This is a genomic window from Streptomyces sp. NP-1717, from assembly GCF_022695985.1.
In the GTDB taxonomy this organism is placed as follows: domain Bacteria; phylum Actinomycetota; class Actinomycetes; order Streptomycetales; family Streptomycetaceae; genus Streptomyces.
The window spans coordinates 1-17,852 of sequence record NZ_JAAPBF010000025.1 but is presented as its reverse complement, the minus strand read 5'-3'; the positions used below and the strand labels follow the sequence as shown (position 1 = coordinate 17,852).

Annotated in this window: 17 protein-coding genes; 10 read left to right on the top strand and 7 right to left on the bottom strand. The window is 71.9% G+C overall.

Going from position 1 to position 17,852, the window contains the following annotated elements:
• Window positions 1–262 precede the first annotated feature (262 nt).
• Window positions 263–1,075: a hypothetical protein gene (locus GXP76_RS08220; protein ID WP_242570772.1), complete on the bottom strand. Its 813-nt coding sequence runs from the start codon at window positions 1,073–1,075 to the stop codon at window positions 263–265.
• 149 nt (window positions 1,076–1,224) lie between these two features.
• On the opposite strand from GXP76_RS08220, the gene GXP76_RS08215 reads away from it, so the two are divergent.
• A complete protein-coding gene (locus GXP76_RS08215; protein ID WP_242570797.1) occupies window positions 1,225–1,755 on the top strand; it encodes a GNAT family N-acetyltransferase in 531 nt (176 codons plus the stop codon).
• Here the strand turns inward: GXP76_RS08215 and GXP76_RS08210 are convergent.
• A complete protein-coding gene (locus GXP76_RS08210; protein WP_242570771.1) occupies window positions 1,736–2,659 on the bottom strand; it encodes an AEC family transporter in 924 nt (307 codons plus the stop codon). The genes GXP76_RS08215 and GXP76_RS08210 overlap by 20 nt on opposite strands.
• Before the next feature lie 257 nt (window positions 2,660–2,916).
• Window positions 2,917–3,204, bottom strand: coding sequence for a hypothetical protein (locus GXP76_RS08205; RefSeq protein ID WP_242570770.1), 288 nt, complete (start codon window positions 3,202–3,204; stop codon window positions 2,917–2,919).
• Between the two features lie 296 nt (window positions 3,205–3,500).
• Here GXP76_RS08205 and GXP76_RS08200 point away from each other — a divergent pair, with 296 nt between their 5' ends.
• Entirely contained in the window at window positions 3,501–4,181 is a 681-nt protein-coding gene (locus GXP76_RS08200) for a septal ring lytic transglycosylase RlpA family protein (RefSeq protein ID WP_242570769.1), read from the top strand.
• Between the two features lie 29 nt (window positions 4,182–4,210).
• Here the strand turns inward: GXP76_RS08200 and GXP76_RS08195 are convergent, their stop codons facing one another.
• Window positions 4,211–5,167, bottom strand: coding sequence for a Gfo/Idh/MocA family protein (locus GXP76_RS08195; protein ID WP_242570768.1), 957 nt, complete (start codon window positions 5,165–5,167; stop codon window positions 4,211–4,213).
• Window positions 5,168–5,395: 228 nt separating this feature from the next.
• Between GXP76_RS08195 and GXP76_RS08190 the strand changes: the two genes are divergently transcribed.
• The 4 genes from GXP76_RS08190 to GXP76_RS08175 all read left to right on the top strand — a co-directional run bounded on the left by GXP76_RS08190 (window position 5,396) and on the right by GXP76_RS08175 (window position 9,962).
• Window positions 5,396–6,883 (top strand): hypothetical protein, encoded by a 1,488-nt coding sequence (locus GXP76_RS08190; protein WP_242570767.1) that lies wholly within the window; start codon window positions 5,396–5,398, stop codon window positions 6,881–6,883.
• A complete protein-coding gene (locus GXP76_RS08185; RefSeq protein WP_242570766.1) occupies window positions 6,880–7,998 on the top strand; it encodes a hypothetical protein in 1,119 nt (372 codons plus the stop codon). Before GXP76_RS08190 ends, GXP76_RS08185 begins: the two co-directional genes overlap by 4 nt.
• Before the next feature lie 65 nt (window positions 7,999–8,063).
• Window positions 8,064–8,984, top strand: coding sequence for a hypothetical protein (locus GXP76_RS08180; RefSeq protein WP_242570765.1), 921 nt, complete (start codon window positions 8,064–8,066; stop codon window positions 8,982–8,984).
• Between the two features lie 378 nt (window positions 8,985–9,362).
• Complete coding sequence (locus tag GXP76_RS08175) at window positions 9,363–9,962, top strand: winged helix-turn-helix domain-containing protein (protein WP_242570764.1); 600 nt, start codon at window positions 9,363–9,365, stop codon at window positions 9,960–9,962.
• Window positions 9,963–10,042: 80 nt separating this feature from the next.
• On the opposite strand, the gene GXP76_RS08170 is transcribed toward GXP76_RS08175, so the two are convergent.
• Together GXP76_RS08170 and GXP76_RS08165 are read right to left on the bottom strand one after the other, a co-directional pair.
• Window positions 10,043–11,578, bottom strand: coding sequence for a PepSY domain-containing protein (locus tag GXP76_RS08170; RefSeq protein ID WP_242570763.1), 1,536 nt, complete (start codon window positions 11,576–11,578; stop codon window positions 10,043–10,045).
• A 56-nt stretch (window positions 11,579–11,634) separates the two neighbouring features.
• Window positions 11,635–12,345, bottom strand: a complete 711-nt coding sequence (locus GXP76_RS08165) for a hypothetical protein (protein ID WP_242570762.1) — start codon at window positions 12,343–12,345, stop codon at window positions 11,635–11,637.
• A 108-nt stretch (window positions 12,346–12,453) separates the two neighbouring features.
• Here GXP76_RS08165 and GXP76_RS08160 point away from each other — a divergent pair, with 108 nt between their 5' ends.
• The 4 genes from GXP76_RS08160 (at window position 12,454) to GXP76_RS08145 (ending at window position 17,223) form a co-directional block, all read left to right on the top strand.
• Window positions 12,454–13,455 carry an NAD-dependent epimerase/dehydratase family protein gene (locus tag GXP76_RS08160; protein ID WP_242570761.1) on the top strand — a complete coding sequence of 334 codons (1,002 nt, stop codon included), beginning with the start codon at window positions 12,454–12,456 and terminating at the stop codon, window positions 13,453–13,455.
• 144 nt (window positions 13,456–13,599) lie between these two features.
• Window positions 13,600–14,871 carry a sensor histidine kinase gene (locus GXP76_RS08155; protein ID WP_242570760.1) on the top strand — a complete coding sequence of 424 codons (1,272 nt, stop codon included), beginning with the start codon at window positions 13,600–13,602 and terminating at the stop codon, window positions 14,869–14,871.
• Window positions 14,856–15,509: a response regulator transcription factor gene (locus GXP76_RS08150; protein ID WP_242570759.1), complete on the top strand. Its 654-nt coding sequence runs from the start codon at window positions 14,856–14,858 to the stop codon at window positions 15,507–15,509. The genes GXP76_RS08155 and GXP76_RS08150 overlap by 16 nt, the downstream gene beginning before the upstream one ends.
• Before the next feature lie 205 nt (window positions 15,510–15,714).
• Complete coding sequence (locus GXP76_RS08145) at window positions 15,715–17,223, top strand: DUF1996 domain-containing protein (protein WP_242570758.1); 1,509 nt, start codon at window positions 15,715–15,717, stop codon at window positions 17,221–17,223.
• Window positions 17,224–17,284: 61 nt separating this feature from the next.
• Here the strand turns inward: GXP76_RS08145 and GXP76_RS08140 are convergent, their stop codons facing one another.
• Complete coding sequence (locus GXP76_RS08140) at window positions 17,285–17,761, bottom strand: hypothetical protein (protein WP_242570757.1); 477 nt, start codon at window positions 17,759–17,761, stop codon at window positions 17,285–17,287.
• Window positions 17,762–17,852: the final 91 nt, after the last annotated feature.

The window sequence follows — 17,852 nt, the reverse complement described above, 5'->3', positions numbered from 1 at the left end:
AGCGAAGCGGTGACGGGTGATCTACGGCTGATCCAGAGCTGATCTTCGACGAGGCGGCGGCGTCGTCAGGCGTAGTGAACATCGGAGGTATAGGAGGGTCAAGGGTCGGCGTCGAACTATCCGAAGATTAGTTTTCCTCCATGACAAAATGTCGCCCTTGCGCTCCCTCCTGGTACGGACAGCGCTCAACAGGGCGACGGGGGAAGGGAATCGGCCACCGAGATTGATCGGATCTTCAAGCGGAACCGAGGGTGCGTAGCGCTCAGCCGAGGTCGAGGACGGGGCGGAGACCGCACTCGTCGCCCATGTCCTCGCCCTCGGGACCGTTGAGGAATTCGGCCATGCCGGGGTTGCGGTTGGCGGTCGCCAGGGGCAGCCACGCGACGAAGTCGCCGTAACCACCGCAGACCGCCTCGCCGCCGTCCCCGCCGTAGACGGATCCCGGATCGGACGTCAGCTCCGACTCGTAGACGTCACGGGCGATGCGCAGCCCGAAGGCGTTCGGCCGGCGCCGGTGGCCGCCCGGGTCGTCGTGCTCCCCGTACGGCGCCCGGTCCAGCGGGCAGGCGGAACCCCAGCGGAACAGCGTCTTGGCGCCCGCCCCGCAGGCGTGCTCCCACTCGTCCGGAGCGGGCAGCCGCAGCCCCCGCTCCGTGAGGAAGTCCTGGACGGATTCGGCCTCTTCGGGCAGCTCCCGCGGCTCCACCGCCATCAGCACGGTGGGCACCGTGGCCGTACGCCTCGGTGTCAGACACCGCGCGAGATGGGCCACGAGGTCGTCGTCGAAGCCGAATCCACCGGCAAGGCTCTGTGTCCGGTAGGAGTCGAGCTGCTCCGGCAGGGGCCGCCAGCGCTCCAGGTCGAATCCGACCGCCACCTCACCGCCGGGTATCAGGGCGAACAGCTCTCCCCCACGCTCGATCACCGCACGGTGCACGACACCGCCCGGCCGGGGCGTGCCACCGAACTCCACCAGCCGCCCACCCACCGACCGCGCGGCTTCGCACGCGAGGCGGTGCGCGGCGTCCCGGTCCAGGGCGCGCCAGCGGTCGAAGGTGAGGTCGGCGAGAGACATGACGGGAATCCTGGCACCCGCCACTGACAATCCGTTGTCAGCCCGGCGGGCCGGACGACGGGGCCGGGCCGCGACCGGTTGTCAGTGGTCGATGTCACCATGAGTCACATGGAGAACTTGGGGTGGGTGCCGGCACACAGGGCCGGACGATGAGCCGCGTCGAGGCGGAGGTCATCCGGACGGAGCGGCTGGTGCTGGTGCCGCAGCGGGTGGAGCACGCGCGGGAGATGGCGGATGTGCTGTCGGACCCGGCGCTGCACACCTTCATCGGGGGTGCGCCCGCGACCGCCGGCGAGCTGCGCTCGCGCTACGCGCGCATGGCCGCCGGACCCGCCGATCCGGCCGAGTCCTGGTGCAACTGGGTCGTCCGGCTCCGGGAAGGCGAGGAGGGGCAGGGGCCGTTGACGGGCACGGTGCAGGCGACGATCAGCCCGTCCGGGGCGGGGCTCGTCGCGGAGATCGCCTGGGTGGTGGGGGCCGGCTTCCAGGGGCGGGGCATCGCGAGCGAGGCGGCGCGCGGGCTGGTCGGCTGGCTCGCACGGCGCTCGGTGCGCGACGTCGCCGCCCATGTCCACCCCGACCACGCGGCGTCGGCGGCCGTCGCCCGCGCCGCGGGTCTGGAGCCCACCGACGAGTGGCACGACGGCGAGGTGCGGTGGGTCAGACGAGGAGCCAGGTGATCACTGTCAGGGACAGCATCGAGCAGAGCGTGGACAGGATGACGGTGTCCCTGGCGAGGTCGGTGTTCAGCCGGTACTCGGAAGCGAAGATGAAGGCGTTCTGCGCGGTCGGCAGCCCCGCGCAGACCACGACGGCGAAGAGGGTGTGACCGCTCAGTCCGAACAGCCAGTGGCCGACGGCGTAGGCGAGCAGCGGCTGGGCGACGATCTTGAGGGCGACCAGCAGGGCCCGTTCCGCGCGTGCGGAGGAGTCCGCCCGCACCCGGGTGTTGAGGGACATGCCGAGCGCGAAGAGGGCGGCCGGGACGGCGGCGTCGCCGAGCAGTTCGAGCGGTGCGGTCGCCTCGGCGGGCAGCGGCCGGCCGAACGCCGACACGGCCACTCCGGCGAGGGAGGCCGCGATGATCGGGTTGCGGAAGGGCAGTTGGAGCATCCGGGCGGCGCGTCCGCCGGTCTCGCGCCGTACGTCCAGATCGAGGAGGACGAGCACCACCGGCGCGACGAAGAGCATCTGGAAGAGGGCCACGGTGATGACGAAGGAGGTGTCGCCCAGGACGTGCACGGCCACCGGGATACCGAGATTGGCGGAGTTGACGTAACCGGCCGCCATCGCGCCGATGCCCTGTTCGGCCCGGCTGCGCCGGAACATCCAGCGGCTGACCAGAAGTCCTGCGGCGAAGACGGCGATCAGGCTGATGGCGAAGACGAGGACGCCGACGTTCAGCAGGGCGGTCATGTCGGCTCCGGCCATCGCCAGGAACAGCAGGGCCGGCATGGCGAAGGTGAAGGCGAAGCGCCCGAGGACGTGCTGGGCCTGGCTGCCGAGGACGTCATGACGCGCGGCCACCCAGCCGAGGCCGGTGATCACCCAGATGGGCAGGAAGCCGAAGAGGACGGCGTTCATCGCGCCCGCGCGGGGCTCGGCGGTCGCGGCGGCTCCGTCGTTGACGGCCGGCGCGTCCGCACGTGTATGTGTATGTGCCCGGCTTCGGAAGAGGTCACCGGCCTCAGCATGCCGGACGCCCCGGACGGCCGGGCACCCGCCCCCGCCGGTCACCGGCGGTACGCGCGAGCCCCGGTACGGAACCGGTGTCTCCACCGGTCCCGCACCGGGGCTTCGCTCCTCCCGGCCTTCACCGCCCTTCGGCGCGGCCGGTTCCCTCAGCGCCCGTAGCGGATCAGGGCACGCACCATGCGGCACGTCGTGTCCGACGGGGGATGGACGCCCATCAGCGACGCCGTCGCACGGATCTTCCGGTTGTTCGCGTTCGCCGGGTGGTACACACCCGAGTCGAGCAGGGCGATGGCGAGGCGCATGGCCTTCAGGCGGCGGTTGTGGGTCTCGTACCACTCACGGGGCTGTCCCGCGGGCAGTGGCTTGCGCTGCACGGTCCTGGCTGCTGGCTGTGTGATGTCGAAGAGCTTCGTCGTGATTGTGGCAACGGCCATCGGCGACCTCCCGGCACGGTGGTGGAACCCTCACGAACACTTACAATTCTACCGCCCACCACTGACAATCGCCCCTGGCCAGACGGTGTTTGAGGGGCAATCGACAGCAGTCGCGGCCGTACGGCGCCTCCTCCTCGGCGTGCACGAGGCGGTCGCCGGACGACCGGGATCCGAACCGGCTCCGGTGTCAGGGAAGTCGCTGCCGGGACGCTTGAGCGGAAGGGACTCCCCACGCGTACGTAACGGCACACGGAACCCAGCCGGCCGCCCTTCGCGGCCGGGAACAGGAGCCCCACGTGTCGCGCAAGAAATCCTTCAGCCGGAAGAAGAAGATCGCCCTGCTCGTCGGCGCGGTCGCGTTGGTGGGCGGGACGGCGGTGGCGATGACCGGCACCAGCCAGGCCTCGGTGGAGTGCGACGGGCTGAACACGGCCCTCGCCAACAACCAGCGCTTCATCGACGGCCAGCGGGCCGCTCCGGACGCCCTGTCCGAGGCGCGGATCAAGAACCGCCAGGACGTGATCGAGGAGATCAGGCGGAAGCAGGCGGCGTCCGGGTGCGAGGTGGGGCCGAGCGACACGGGCGCGGCGCCCCCGGCCGAAGCACCCCCGGCCGAGGCGGCACCGCCCGCCGGCGAGGAGGGCGCGGGAGAAGGCACGGGCACGGGCACGGGCTCAGGTACCGGCACCGGCACCGGCACCGGCGCGGGCTCGGACCCCGGGCAGGCGGGCGACGTCGTCTGTGCCGGATCGACCGTCACGCTCTCCGGCGAGGCGGGCGCCCCGGCGGCGTCCAGCAACGAGTTCCCCGTCGGCACGACGCTCAAGGTGACCAACCTCGACAACGACAAGTCCGTCACGGTCCGGGTCACCGCGCCGTCGGGCAGCTGCGCGCTGCTCAACGACGCGGCGTTCGAACAGGTCCGTGAGCCGGGCAAGTTCCTGATCCGCAACGCCCGGATCGAACGCGTGGGCTGAGATCGGCCGCGGACGTCGGACCGCTGACATCAGCCGGTCGTCCCGCGGCCGATCAGCTCCTCCGCCTCCGCGAGGATCTCCGTCAGGCGCAGGCCGAACCGCACGTCGCAGGCGTGCGGCCGGCCCGTGCGCGCCGCCGTGAGCAGGGCGTCGATCGCCGTACCGAAGATGTCCGCCGGGTCGCCCCAGCCCTCGGGGAGTACCGCCGTCCCGTGCTCGCCCCGCAGTTCGAGCCCGGCGCCCGCGCCGTTGCGCGGGGCGCTCAGGCTCAGCACCGCCGAACTCGTCACGCCCGACGTGTGCGTGAGCACCAGATGCGTGAGGTCGGGCTCGGCCCGTACGGCGGTCACGCCCGTCACGTCGCCCAGGATCGGCAGCAGCGCGGAGAGTGCGTGCGGGCCCACGTCCCACAGGCCGCCCTTCTCACGACGCCACGGCGAGTCGGCGTACGGGCTCTTGTCGCCCGCCCCGTACAGCGCGCCGAGCCAGTGGGCGCGTGCCGTGAACCAGCCGTCCACCGCGGCCTGTTCCTCGACCCACTCCGCGGTCCCTGGGGCGAACCGGAGCGTGCAGAAGACGAGGGAGGCGACGCCCGCGCGTTCGGCGGCGTCCGCGACGGCGCGTGCGCCGGGCACGGTCGTCGCGACCGGCTTGTCCATCAGGAGGTGACAGCCGGCCGCCGCCGCTCGTGCGGCGAGCGGGGCCTGGACGTCGGGCGGCAGGGCGAAGGCGACGGCGTCGCTCACGGCGAGGAGCGCGTCGAGCCCTTCCAGCCCGCCCGTACCACCCGTACCGCCGCCGCCGTCACCCTCACCGTCACCGGCGTACGCCGTGGTGTCGTGGGCGGCGGCGAGCGCGGCGGCGGCTTCGGGGCGCCGCCCCCAGACGCCGCTGAACACGACGTCCGGATGCGCCGCGATGGCGGGGGCGTGCGTGCGCTCGGCCCACGGGCCGGTGCCGAGGAGTGCGATGCGTAGCTGGCTCATACGGATCAGTGTGCCGTCCGCGCCCGCCCCGGCCCAGGGCGGACCGGAATTGGGTGGCGCGGTACCGCACCCCCGGTGCTACGTTTCGACGGCCGGCCGCGGGCCTCCGGTGCGACTTCCGGGACTTGCCTCTGAAGCAACTATTTCGCTGATCGCGCCCCCATGCCCCGGCCGGCTTCGGCATGCGCGGAGCCGGGACGCGCGAACGTACGGGGAGACGAGGACATCATGACGGAGGAGACCCGCGCCGGCCTGGTCGCGGCCGAGGACGTGCTGCTCTTCGTCAACGCCGCCGTCACGTCCACCGGTCAGCGCGAGTTCCGCTCCGACGCGCACCGGCAGCGGCTCTCGCTCGGCTTCCTCCACGAGTACGTACGCGTCAACTACCGCACCGTGTACGCCGCTTCGCTCGCGCTCGACATCAACGACCACAACGCGGCGCGCATCGTGGAGCAGTTGCTGCGCACGGCGGGCGAGGCCGCGGAGTACGGCCCGGACCAGAAGCGGACCGAGGGCCGGCTGATCGCCGCCCGGCTGGCGCTGCTGCCGCCGCAGCGCGTCTACCGGCTGATGCGCGCGCTGCGCGCCGCGAAGGTCTCCAACCGCCGTACCCGCGCGATCCTGCGCGACTGGCTGGCGGCCCGCCCGGACCTGGGGCACGACGCGGTGAAGTACCGCGCCGGGCTGAAGACCGCGGCGCGGCACTTCCATCTGCCGCTGACGACGGCCACGGGCGCGGGTCCGGCCGCCGGTGAGCTGGGCGACTTCCTCTTCGCGCCGGGCGTACGCCCGCGGTACGAGCACGGGCTTCTCGACGCGTACCGCCGCGCGCACTACGAGCAGGGCGCGCTCTACGAGCTGCCGTTCACGGTCGCCGAGGGCTTCGCGGCCAAGCACGGTGTGCGGCGCTCGGCGTTCGTGGAGCGGATCGCGCCCCGGATGACCCGGCTGGAACGGCTGCGCACACAGCGCGAGTCGGGCGCGGGCGAGAAGGACGCCGCCGTGCGGACGGACCTCTCCGTCATGCCGCTGACCAGGCTCGCGCTCTACGTCCTGGCGCTGCCGGCCGACGAGCGGATCCGGCGGCGCGCGGAGCTGACGGGCGCGCTGCGCGGGGCCGCGCGCCGGGCAGCGGGGGCGTACGCCGGGACGTGGGGGCGCGTCGCCGCCGTACTGGACGACAGTTACTCCTCGTCCGGTTCGGGCGAGAAGCGCCGCCGTCCGCTCGGTGTCGCGCTCGGCGGGCACTTCCTGCTGGAGGCGCTGGCGGCGCCGGGATCGTACGGCGCGTGGTGGACCTCGGGCCGCACGGACCCGCTGCTGGTGCGCCCCCACGGCCCGACGCCGCTCGGGACGCGGGTGATCGACGCGCTGGAGTACGCCCCCGACCGGCTGGTCATCGTCTCCGACGGCTGGGACAACGCCCCTCCGGGGCTGGCGGGTGAGGTCCTGCGGGTGTGGCGCAGCCGCCTGGACCGGGAGCGGCGTACGACGGTCGTCCATCTGAACCCGGTGTACGACGCGGACGGCTTCGACGTGCGGCGGCTGGCGGCGAGCGTGCCGACGGCGGGGATCCGGGACGCCGAGGACCTGCCGGCGCTGGCGGAGATCGCGCAGTTCGCCGAGGGCCGCACCGCACTGGCCGAACTCCAGGCGTATCTGGACCGGCGGATCGAGGACTTTCTGCTCGTGCACGAGGGAGGCGGGGGACGGTGACCGGGCTGGACTTCACGGGGCTGACCACGTGCCCGGCGCAGGTGTGGGGCGGTGTGCGCCTCGTGCCGCTGGTGCGCGAGGAGCCGCTGCCGGGGCTGCGTCTGCACCGGGAGGTGTACGACCGGTTCGGCGAGGTGCTGGTGTCGCCGGGCATCAGTTACGTGTCGTACATCCCGCACGGGCTCGTCGCGGACTGGTCCGGCGAGCAGTCGGCTTCCTACGGAACGCAGATGAACACCGCGCGGCCCACGGGCATGGCGGTCGGCCCGCATCACCGCATGGTCAAGCGGCGCCCTTCCGGGAAGAAGGAGCGGCCGGGCGGTGCCGTCACGCGCTGCCGGTTCCTGCCGCTGCACCTGGCCATGGAGGGCTATCTGACGCTGCACTTCGGCGGCCCGGCGATCGCCTGGGACCAGTGGTCGCGGGAGGCGCTGCGGCAGGGCCTGTCGCCCCGTGCCGAGGCGGCCTACCTCGGGCACGACGTGCCCGGACTCGCCGACGCGCTGCGGGTCTTCGAGATCCATCCGGGCCAGTGCGGGGTGCTGGTGTACGTCGCGGACGCGCTCGCCGCCGCCTTCGTGGTGCCGCACCCCGACGACTACCGCGCCCTGCACCCGACGCTGCTCCAGGACATGTACGGGGAGCTGATCCACCAGTACGGCCACTTCGGCGGTCCCGTACCGGACTTCGAGGCGCGGCTCGGCGACGGCGGGCACATCGGGACGCTCACCGATCTGCGGGCCGCCGCGCGTGCGCAGGAGCGCGCGTGGCGCGCGTCGCACGACACGGCCATGGCGCGTGAACTGCTCGGCGAGTCGTACGCGTTCCGGCGGGTCTACCGCATGGCGTCGTTCGACATGTACCGCTTCCTGCCGCCGTTCCGTCCCGGCTCCGAGGGACAGCACATCGGTGAGCTGATCACCGACCACAAGGGGCGCACCGCGTACCTGAAGACGTTCCGGCTGGCCCCGGCGCAGGTCAGGCGCGGGCATCTGCTGAACGCTCTGGCCGGCAACGACTGGCATCTGCGGCGGACGGCGGACCACCTGGGCACCACGCCGGAGGAGATCGTGCGCCGGATCCGCGCGGCGGGATTCGGCACGCTGCTGAAGTGACCTGCCGAGGCCGGGCGCCGGTGGCCGCAGGGCTGTTGTCAGTGGCCTGTGCCAGAGTGATTCCCATGCTGGACATCAGGGTGAAAACGGCGAACTGGCAGGAATACGAGCGGATTTCGGCGGACGGGCTCGGGGGGCTGGTCGCGCGGATCGGGGGTGTCGACGATCAGTTCCTGACCGTGGACCGGATTCCCGACCGGCCGTGCGTGTTCATCCAGGTCGCGCGGGAGGGCTCCGGGAAGTACACGCTGGAGCACCGGGACGGCTCCCCCGACGCCATGTTCGGCACGGAGCTCGCCGACGCGGAGTCGGTGGCCCGGATCATGGTCGCGTGGGCCCGCCAGGAGCCCGGCTGGGACGCGGGCGTGGTCTGGGAGCCGGTGGAGCTGGCGAGCGGTGAGCCGGTGCCCGAGCTCGACGACACGACGCGGCGGGAGGTCGAGGAGTATGTGCGCGGGCTGATCGCGCGCGGGTACGACGGACGGGAGGAGCTCACCGAGGACGCCGAGGAGTGGCTGGTCGACGGGGACGAGCGGCCGGTGTCCGCCGCGCAGGCGGGGCAGATCGTGGACCGGCTGTGGCTGGAGCGGCTCGATGAGCAGGCGGGGTGGGTGGGCGAGACCGACCCCGAGCGGATCACGGCAGTCTTCGAGGGGCTGGACGCGCGGGGCATCGTGGCCCGTGAGAACTTCGCGTGCTGTCGCGGCTGCGGACTGGCGGAGATCGGCGCCGAGCGCGAGGACCCCGACCCCGCGACGGTGCGCGGTTTCGTCTTCTTCCATACGCAGTGCACCGAGCGGGTGGCCGGCGGGGGCGGGCTGTCGCTCTACTACGGCGGGTTCGACGGCTCCGAGGAGACGACGGCGGCTGTGGGCAGGGAGGTCACGGCGGCCCTGACGGGCGCGGGTCTGTCGGTGGAGTGGGACGGTTCGCCGGGGTCGGCGATCGACGTGCACGGCCTGGACTGGCGCAAGCGGCTCGGCTGACGGACGTCTTCCGGCCGCCGGGCCCCACGGCGTCGACGCGGGCGCTCCCCGTGAACGGGCCGTCAACCCCGTGAACGGCCCATGAAAGGGCCGGGGGATCTCTCCGTGCGTACCGACCCGTGAGAGGGCCCTCCTGCCGCGCCCGCGTTTCTGCTTCAATGAGGTCCATGGCCAGCCTTCAGCACGACGCGTCGGGTCGCATCGACCTTGAGCCGTTCTGGCCGTCCCGGCAGCATCACGACTTCGACCGGGTGTGTTGCCGCGCGAGGAACGCGCCGGCCCTCTAAAGCCTCTTCCCGGGCCTTCGGCCGTCGCGAATGACGTACGTCCCGTCCTGTCGACTCGACGACATCCTTCGCGCGAAAGAGCTGACCCCTCATGGCGAACTCCCGTCCTTTCTCCACCGTCACCACCGCCACCGCGTCCACCGCCCCCTCCGGCCGTCACCGACTGCGAGCCGTCGACCGTGACGAGGTCGTGCCGCCCGTTACGGCCGGTGCGCCGGGTGCGGCCGACCGGCTCGCGGACTTCCTGCCGCCCGGCTCCACCTGGCTGCCGGCCCCGGCGCACACCCTGCCGACGCTGCCGGGCCGGCCGCCGATGATCGGCTATCTCGTGCTCGTACCGGCCGACCAGCACCCGGTGGCCGCAGCCGCCTCGCACGCACCGGGGCCCGCCCCGGCTCCCGGCGGAGGCGAAGGGCCGGTGCGGATCGACCCCGACGAGCGGACCGTCGAGGTGGACGGCCGGCCGCTGGATCTGACGTACCTCGAATTCGAGCTGCTCGCCCATCTCGTGGCGCACCCCCACCGGGTGCACACCCGCGACCAGTTGGTGACCACCGTCTGGGGTTACGGGCACGTGGGCGACGGCCGGACCGTGGACGTGCACGTGGCGCGGCTGCGCCGGAAGCTCGGCATCGAGCACCGCCACACGATCCGTACGATCCGCCGGGTCGGCTACAAGTACGCACCCTAGGGGGTCGGGCCCCCCGGCCCGGCATGTGTGGGCCCCCGCAGGGCGAACCGGCGGGGGCCCACTCGTGTGCGCTGTTGGGGCTAGCTACCCGCTGCCGTGCCCGCGCGCGCGGCCCGCGCCCGCGCCACCGCGCCGAGGACCACGTCGAGGACCAGGAACGCCACCAGCGTGATGCCGAGCAGCGGTACGAACCAGCCGACCAGTGCCGCCGCCGCGATCAGCGGCAGCAGCACGGACAGCGGGACCTTCCGCCACGCCCCGCGTGCCATCGGCTTGCCCACGCCCAGCTTCCGGTCCTGGGTGGGCCTGCGCTGCCACCACATGCGGTAGCCCCAGACGATGATCAGGATCAGCGAGAGGGCGAGGGCGGCGAGCAGCAGCTGGTTGAAGACGCCGAACGTGAGGCCCATGTGGGCGTCGATGCCGATCCGGGTGAGCTGGGCGAGCAACGGGTAGTCGGCGAAGCGCAGTTCGTCGAGGATGAGACCGGTGCCGGGGTCGACCGAGACCGAGTCCAGCCGGACCGGGAACTGGTTGTCGCGCTGGGCGACGACGTATGCCGTGCCCTCGGCGGGCGGTTTCACGGTCACCGGGCCGTCGAGTCCGGCCTGGCGCGCGGCGGTCAGGGCGTTGTCGAAGCCGATGTCCATGCCCTCGTGGTCACCGCCGGACCCACTGCCGCCACCGTGGCCCTCGTGCTCCCCGGCACCCGCCGCCGCGCCCTCGCCGCCCTTCAGCTCGGCGGAGACGACGGGGGTGGCGCCGCCGAGCTGGTCCTGGACGGCGCCGATGTTCTCGCCGGCGTACGTCGACCAGGTCAGGCCCGTCGCGGAGAGCGCCAGGAATCCCGCCGCGGCCCACATTCCGAGCGAGCCGTGCCGGCCGAGGGTCCTGCGGCGTCCGGTGGCGCCGCGCTCGGGGCGCAGCAGCGCCCGCTTCGAGCTCCTGCGGCGGCCGATCCAGAGCAGCAGCCCGCCGAGCGCGACGACCCACAGCCAGCTCGCGGCCAGTTCGCTGTAGATACGGCCGGGTTCGCCGAGGTGCAGATGGCGGTGGAGTTCGGAGAGCCAGGCACGCAGCGGGAGGGCCCCGGAACTGCCGTAGCTGTCCAGCTCACCGCGTATCTGGGCGGTGTGGGGATCGACGAAGACGGCCAGCGACTTGCTCTCCTCGCTGTCGGGCATCGTCATCAGGACCCGGGTGGACTCCTCGTCGTCGGAGGAGGGCCAGACGGCGGTGACCTTGCCGTCGGGGTGCTCGGCGCGTGCCGCCTCCACCTGCTGGGAGAGCATGGCCGTGCGGTCGCTGTCCGGAGAGCGCAGCTCCTGCCGGTAGACGACCTTCTCCGCCTGGTACGAGAGCGAGTAGAGCAGTCCGGTGGTGGCGGCGATCAGCAGGAGCGGGGCGATGAGCAGGCCGGCGTAGAAGTGCAGCCGCAGGACGAGCGGGCGCACGGCGCCCCAGGTGGTCGGGGGAGCGGCGGCCTTCCCGTCGTTCCCCTTCTTGTCGTTCGCCTTCTTGGCGTTGGTCTTCTTGTCGTCCGCCTTCGTGTCGCTCGATCTGCGGGTGGTGGTGCGTGGGGAGTCGGCGCCCTGTACGGGGTCGTCAATGGCCATGACTGTCCTAGGAGTTGGCGTGGCACGGGGACATGGACCCCCGGGCCCCGCCCAGGTCAGACCGTGGCGGTGGCGGCCCCGGAGGCCGTCGTTCGGATCGGGAGCGCCCGGTGGCCGGGCGGGCCGCGCCGGGACATCGCGTGGGCCAGGACGGTGCCGCGCGGCCGGTGCGGTGCGCGGGTGCGGTGCCGGGGCCGTACGGGCGGCGGTACGGGCAGCGGCCGGGGCGCGGCGAGCAGCAGCCCCAGCGGGGTGAAGGCGAACGCGGCGACGGTCCGGGCCAGCCGGAAGAACGCGGCTTCGCCGCGGGCCAGCCAGAGCGCGCAGCCCGCGCCGGCGAGCAGATGGGCGGCGAGCATGGCCGGCGAGGTGCCGCCCGTGGCGGCGAGGACCGCTGCCATGCCACCCTGGCCCGCGCCGTCCCCCATGTCCGCGCCGGCGCCCATGCCCGCCGTCGTATGACCGTGGCCCCCGTACCTCGTCGCGCCGTGGGCCCCCACGGCGGAGAACGTCATGTGCAGGGCGCCCTGCGCGGTGAGCACGGCGGGTGCGATGAATCCGATGCCCCGGCGCCGGCCGCCCGCGAGCCATGACAGGGCGGCGAGCACGGCGAACGCCGCCGTGAGCACACCGAGCGGAATCCGGTGGGCCGACTGGGCGGATACGGAGGAATGCCCCACCGCCGCCAATGTCACGCACACCGCCGCGAGGATCGCGGCCCGCAAGGCGCGCATCGGCGACCGGGCATCTGTCATGGTGGCGCTCATGCTGCCATCCCCGTGACGCGTGCGGCAGATGGTGCTAACGCCGTTGACCTGCTATGCCCGCAGCAGAAGCGATCCGGTAATCGGACAGCCGCGTGGCAGGGTTCGTCCATGAGACTTCTGATACTCGGCGGTACCGAATTCGTCGGCCGCGCCGTGGCCGAGGCCGCGCTCGCGCGCGACTGGCAGGTGACCGTCTTCCATCGCGGGCGCCATGAGCCACCGGCGGGCGTCGATGTGCTGCACGGGGACCGCACGGCCCCGGACGGCCTCGCGGCGCTCACCGGCACGGCGGCCGGCGCGGCTCCCGGGTGGGACGTGGTCGTCGACACCTGGTCGGGCGCCCCGTCGGCGGTGCTGGACGCGGCCCGGCTGCTCGCCGGCCGGGCGGGGCACTACGCGTATGTGTCGAGCCGTTCCGTGTACGCGTACCCGACCCCCGCCGGGCTCCCGGAGAACGGCCCACTGGTGGAGGGCGCCGCCGACGCCGGGCAGCGTGACTACGCGCGGGACAAGCGCGGCGGCGAGCTGGCCGCCGAGGCGGCGTTCGGTGAGCGCGCGCTCCTGGTGCGCGCGGGTCTGATCCTCGGCCCCTGGGAGAACGTGGGGCGACTGCCGTGGTGGCTGGGGCGGATCGCGCGCGGCGGACCGGTGCTGGCACCGGGACCGCGTGACAACCCGCTGCAGTACATCGACGTACGCGACCTCGCCGAGTGGACACTCGACGCCGCGCAGCGCGGCCTTGGGGGCGCGTACAACCTGGTGAGCCCGCCCGGTCACACCACGATGGGCGAGCTGCTGGAGGCGTGCGCCGAGGTCACCGGCTCGGACGCCGAGCTGCGCTGGACGGACCCGGACGCGATCCTCGCCGCCGGGGTCGAACCGTGGACGGACCTACCGGTCTGGCTGCCGCAGGGTGAACTGCACGACATGATGCACCGCGGCGACGTCTCCAAGGCGCTGGCGGCGGGGCTGCGGTGCCGTCCGGTACGGGAGACCGTCCTCGACACGTGGGCCTGGCTCCGGTCGATCGGCGGCACCGCGCCGCAGCGTCCGGACCGCCCGGCGCTCGGGCTCGCGCCGGAGGTGGAGGCGGCTCTGCTGGGTCGGTGAGTGGTGGGGCTGGCTACACCACCGATCGGGGGCACAGCCTGCTCCCGTGGGGCGTCCCCCGCCCGGCAGACTGATGGTCGTGCCCGCAGGCCGGGCCGAGGGCCGGGGGCCGATGGGGCACGGGCGACGAGGAGAGGACCGACGATGAACAGGACGAAGAAGGCAGTCGCGGAGGCGGCGACGACCGCGGGCCGGGGGCTGGTGCTCGGGGTCACCGCCGTCGCGGGCTCGGTCGTCCTGTTCGTCCTGTCGGTGCTCTCGATCACTTTCGTCATTCTGGGCATCGGCGTCTTCACCACCCCGCACGTCCTGCGCGCCGTGCGGGCGCACGCCAACCGGCGCCGGCTGCTGGCGGCGACCTGGTCGGACGTCAGAATCCCGGTTCCGTACCGCCCGATGCCCGCCGATCTGCGCACCGGCGTCACCGGCCAGGTCGAGCGGACGACGCTGATGCTGAAGGACCCGGCGACCTGGCGGGATCTGGCGTGGCTGCTGGTGGACATGACGGCGGGCGCGGTCGTCGCCTTCGTCTCCCTGGGGCTGTTCGTCTACCCGGTGGAGGGTCTCGTACTGGCGGCGGGCCTGTGGCGGGTCTTCGAGGAGGGCGGCTCGTACTGGTACGGCTTCGTTCCCGTCCACAGCCAGCTCACGGGTCTGCTGGCCGCCCTGCTCGGTGCGGCGATCGCGGCGGTGGGCGTGCGGTACGCCAAGGACGTGCAGCGTGGCCACTTCCTGCTGGCCAAGTCCCTCCTCGCGCCCAGCCAGGACCAGGAGCTGGCGCGGCGCGTCGCGCACCTCACCGAGACCCGGCACGACGCCGTGGACACCTCCGCCGCCGAACTGCGCCGGATCGAGCGTGATCTGCACGACGGCGCGCAGGCCCGGCTGGTCGCCATGGGAATGGACCTGGGCACGATCGAGGCGCTCATCGAGAAGAACCCGGCCAAGGCCAAGGAGCTGATCGCCCACGCCCGCAAGTCCTCCGCCGAGGCGCTGACCGAACTGCGCGACCTGGTCAGGGGGATCCACCCGCCGGTGCTCGCCGAGCGCGGACTGGGCGACGCGGTGAAGGCGCTGGCCCTGCGGCTGCCGGTGGAGACCGACGTGACTGTGGATCTGCCGGGCCGTGCCGAGGCCCCGGTGGAATCGGCCGCGTACTTCGCGGTGAGCGAGATCCTCACCAACGCGATCAAGCACGCGAACGCGGACCGCGTCTGGGTCGACATCACCTACGCGGAGTCGATGCTGCGGGTCAGCGTCGGTGACAACGGCGTCGGCGGCGCGACGATCGGTTCCGGTACGGGGCTGAGCGGACTGGAGCGCCGACTCGGTACATTCGACGGCATCCTGGCCGTCAGCAGCCCCGCGGGCGGCCCCACCATGGTCACCGTGGAGATCCCTTGCGAGTTGTCCTAGCCGAAGATCTCTTCCTGCTCCGTGACGGCCTGGTCCGGATGCTGGAGGCGTACGACTTCGAGGTCCTGGCCGCCGTGGAGACGGGGCCCGAACTGACGAAGGCGTTCGCGGAACTGGAGCCGGACGTCGCCGTCGTCGACGTCCGGCTCCCGCCGTCGCACACCGACGAGGGACTCCAGTGCGCCCTCGCCGCGCGCCGGGACCGGCCGGGGCTGCCCGTCCTGGTCCTGTCGCAGCACGTGGAGCAGTTGTACGCACGCGAGTTGCTGGCCGACGGCAACGGCGGCATCGGCTATCTGCTCAAGGACCGGGTGTTCGACGCCGACCAGTTCATCGACGCGGTGCGCCGGGTCGCGGGCGGCGGTACGGCGATGGACCCCCAGGTCATCCAGCAACTGCTGTCCCGCCGTGCCCAGGACAAGCCGATCGGCCGGCTGACGCCGCGTGAGCGCGAGGTGATGGAGCTGATGGCGCAGGGGCGGTCGAACGCGGCGATCGCGGCCCAACTCGTCGTCACGGAGCGGGCGGTGTCGAAGCACACGTCGAACATCTTCGGGAAGCTGGGACTGCCGGTGTCGGACGACGACAACCGGCGGGTGCTCGCGGTGATCGCCTATCTGGACCGGGGACAGCGGTAGGGACGGGCCGGGCGCTTCGGTGCCGGTGTTGCCCAAGGGGCCGCCGGGCGGGGTGTGTTGAGGGCATCCGCCCGGTTTGTTGATGGAGATTTCTATGAATTCCCGGTGCGGCTGAACAGGCCGCGAATGACGTCCGTATGGAACGGAGCGCTTCCTCCCCCCGCCGGAGATCCCCCTGAACCGGCACCGAAGCTTGAGGAGTTCCATGGGACGCACGTCAAGAAAACGCTCGACAGTGGCGAACCGGGCCATCGCGGCCGCGGCAGCCTTGATTCTGGGCGGGGGTGGGCTGGTAGCGGTAAATGTCTACGCATCCGCGGGAGAAGGCGGCTCCGGCCAGGATCAGCGGATCCAGAATGCCGGACGCCAGATGTCCACCATCGACTGTCCCGAGGTCGTCAATGAGCTCACCAAGGTGCCGAGGCGCGCCCGTGCTCAGGTCGACCGTGAACTGGCCAGGATGGATTCGCAGATCACCGCCGCCTACAAGAAGTTCGTCGACAACAAGACGAAGCTGGAGAGAGATCCGAAACTCACCGAGCGGAAGATCCTCAAACCGCTGAAGCAGAAGAGGCTCGCCAGCCTCAAGCGCATCCGTACCGCGCTCAAGCGGGCGGGGCACTGGCAGAAGAACCTGGACTCGCTGGCCCCCTGCACCATGCGCCCCGACGACAGCGTCAACGAGGGCGACCCGGGCGGCGGCCAGAACGGCGGCCAGGGTCAGAACGGCGGGCAGAACGCCGGGCAGGACGGTGGCCAGGGTCAGAACGCGGGCCAGGACGGCGGTCAGGGCGGCGACAACGGCGGCAACGGCGGGCAGCCCCCCGGCAACGGTCCCGAGGCCTCCGACTTCGTCGACATCGAGTCCATCGAGCCCAACATCCAGCAGCCCCAGGAGCAGGAGCAGGCTTCGACCGGCACCTTCACCACCGAGTGCGGGCGCAACGAGAACGGCCTCTTCAACTCGGACAACGTCATCGCCGCGCCCGGTGTGAGCAACGGCGCCCACCACAAGCACGACTACGTGGGCAACCAGGCCAACAACGCCTTCGCGAGCGACGACGACCTCGCCAACGGTGAGACGACCTGCAACGAGCAGGGCGACAAGTCCACGTACTACTGGCCGGTGATCCGCCTCCAGAACGGTCAGAACGAGGACGACGCGAACGAGGACGGCGGCGGCAAGGACGGCAACGTCGGGGAGATCCAGACACCGTCCGAGGTCACGCTGCAGTTCGTCGGCAGCGCCACATCGAAGGTCACGGCCATGCCGCGTTTCCTGCGCATCATCACCGGTGACGCGAAGGCGTTCGTCAACGGCGACGCCAACGCGAATGCCTCCTGGAGCTGCACCGGATTCGAGGACCGCCAGCTGAAGGACAAATACCCGATCTGCCCTGCGGGCAGCCAGGTGGTGCGTTCCTTCGCTTTCCAGAGCTGCTGGGACGGGCAGAACACCGACAGCGCGAATCACCGCACACATGTGGCGTTCGCCGACGAGAACGGTCAGTGCCAGGAGGGATTCCAGGCCATTCCGCAGCTGAAGCAGCGGATCGTGTACGACATCCCGCCGGGCCCCGGATTCGCGGTGGACTCGTTCCCCGAGCAGTTGCACAAGCCGATCACCGACCACGGTGACTTCATCAATGTCTTCGACGACGACGTGATGACCAAGATGGTCGACTGCATCAACACCGGCAAGGAATGCAACTAGCGTTGTGAGGTGACGCGCAAGGCGCCGGACGGGCTTCCCGCTCGTCCGGCGCCTTCGCGTGTCAGCCCATGTCGTCGTGGCCCGCGTGCCCTTCCCCGCCCTCGCTCTCACCGCTGCCGCCGCCGGTGTCGCCGCCCTCGCCGCCGCCCGAGTGGTGCTCGGGGGCCGTCTCGACGGTGCCGCCAAGACGGCCGCGCAGCGTCTCGACCACCTTCGCGTCGCCGCTGACGACCCACTTCCGGCCGACGAGGTACGAACCGCCGTAGTCGTTGGCCTCGTTGATCCACTCGCGCAGACCGCGGTCGGTCGCGAAGGTGGTGAGGATGTATCGGCCGTCACCCGTCCTGCAGTTCGCCTGACGCAACTCCTCCGCGTCGGTCTGCACGTTCGGATCGCATGCGGCCTGCTCGGCCAGTTGTTCGAGGCTCCCGGTCGCCGTCTTCGGCGTCTTCGGGGCCTCGTCGTCGTTCGCGCCGCAGCCGCTCAACAGGGCCAGGGCCAGCACCGCCAGTGCCAGTCGGGGTCGTTCGGTACGCATTCGGCCATCGTGCCCTCTCGACAAGCCCTCGCGCGGGTGAACGGCGCATCACATCGTTGCCCACCCCCCTCCCCGTCATTAACGTGCGCTC

Coding starts and splice junctions, on each gene's coding strand:
- GXP76_RS08220 (WP_242570772.1), bottom strand. CDS start 1,075: ATGTCTCTCGCCGACCTCACCTTCGACCGCTGGCGCGCCCTGGACCGG.
- GXP76_RS08145 (WP_242570758.1), top strand. CDS start 15,715: ATGGGACGCACGTCAAGAAAACGCTCGACAGTGGCGAACCGGGCCATC.
- GXP76_RS08215 (WP_242570797.1), top strand. CDS start 1,225: ATGAGCCGCGTCGAGGCGGAGGTCATCCGGACGGAGCGGCTGGTGCTG.
- GXP76_RS08165 (WP_242570762.1), bottom strand. CDS start 12,345: ATGAGCGCCACCATGACAGATGCCCGGTCGCCGATGCGCGCCTTGCGG.
- GXP76_RS08195 (WP_242570768.1), bottom strand. CDS start 5,167: ATGAGCCAGCTACGCATCGCACTCCTCGGCACCGGCCCGTGGGCCGAG.
- GXP76_RS08210 (WP_242570771.1), bottom strand. CDS start 2,659: ATGAACGCCGTCCTCTTCGGCTTCCTGCCCATCTGGGTGATCACCGGC.
- GXP76_RS08170 (WP_242570763.1), bottom strand. CDS start 11,578: ATGGCCATTGACGACCCCGTACAGGGCGCCGACTCCCCACGCACCACC.
- GXP76_RS08160 (WP_242570761.1), top strand. CDS start 12,454: ATGAGACTTCTGATACTCGGCGGTACCGAATTCGTCGGCCGCGCCGTG.
- GXP76_RS08205 (WP_242570770.1), bottom strand. CDS start 3,204: ATGGCCGTTGCCACAATCACGACGAAGCTCTTCGACATCACACAGCCA.
- GXP76_RS08140 (WP_242570757.1), bottom strand. CDS start 17,761: ATGCGTACCGAACGACCCCGACTGGCACTGGCGGTGCTGGCCCTGGCC.
- GXP76_RS08180 (WP_242570765.1), top strand. CDS start 8,064: ATGCTGGACATCAGGGTGAAAACGGCGAACTGGCAGGAATACGAGCGG.
- GXP76_RS08175 (WP_242570764.1), top strand. CDS start 9,363: ATGGCGAACTCCCGTCCTTTCTCCACCGTCACCACCGCCACCGCGTCC.
- GXP76_RS08155 (WP_242570760.1), top strand. CDS start 13,600: ATGAACAGGACGAAGAAGGCAGTCGCGGAGGCGGCGACGACCGCGGGC.
- GXP76_RS08190 (WP_242570767.1), top strand. CDS start 5,396: ATGACGGAGGAGACCCGCGCCGGCCTGGTCGCGGCCGAGGACGTGCTG.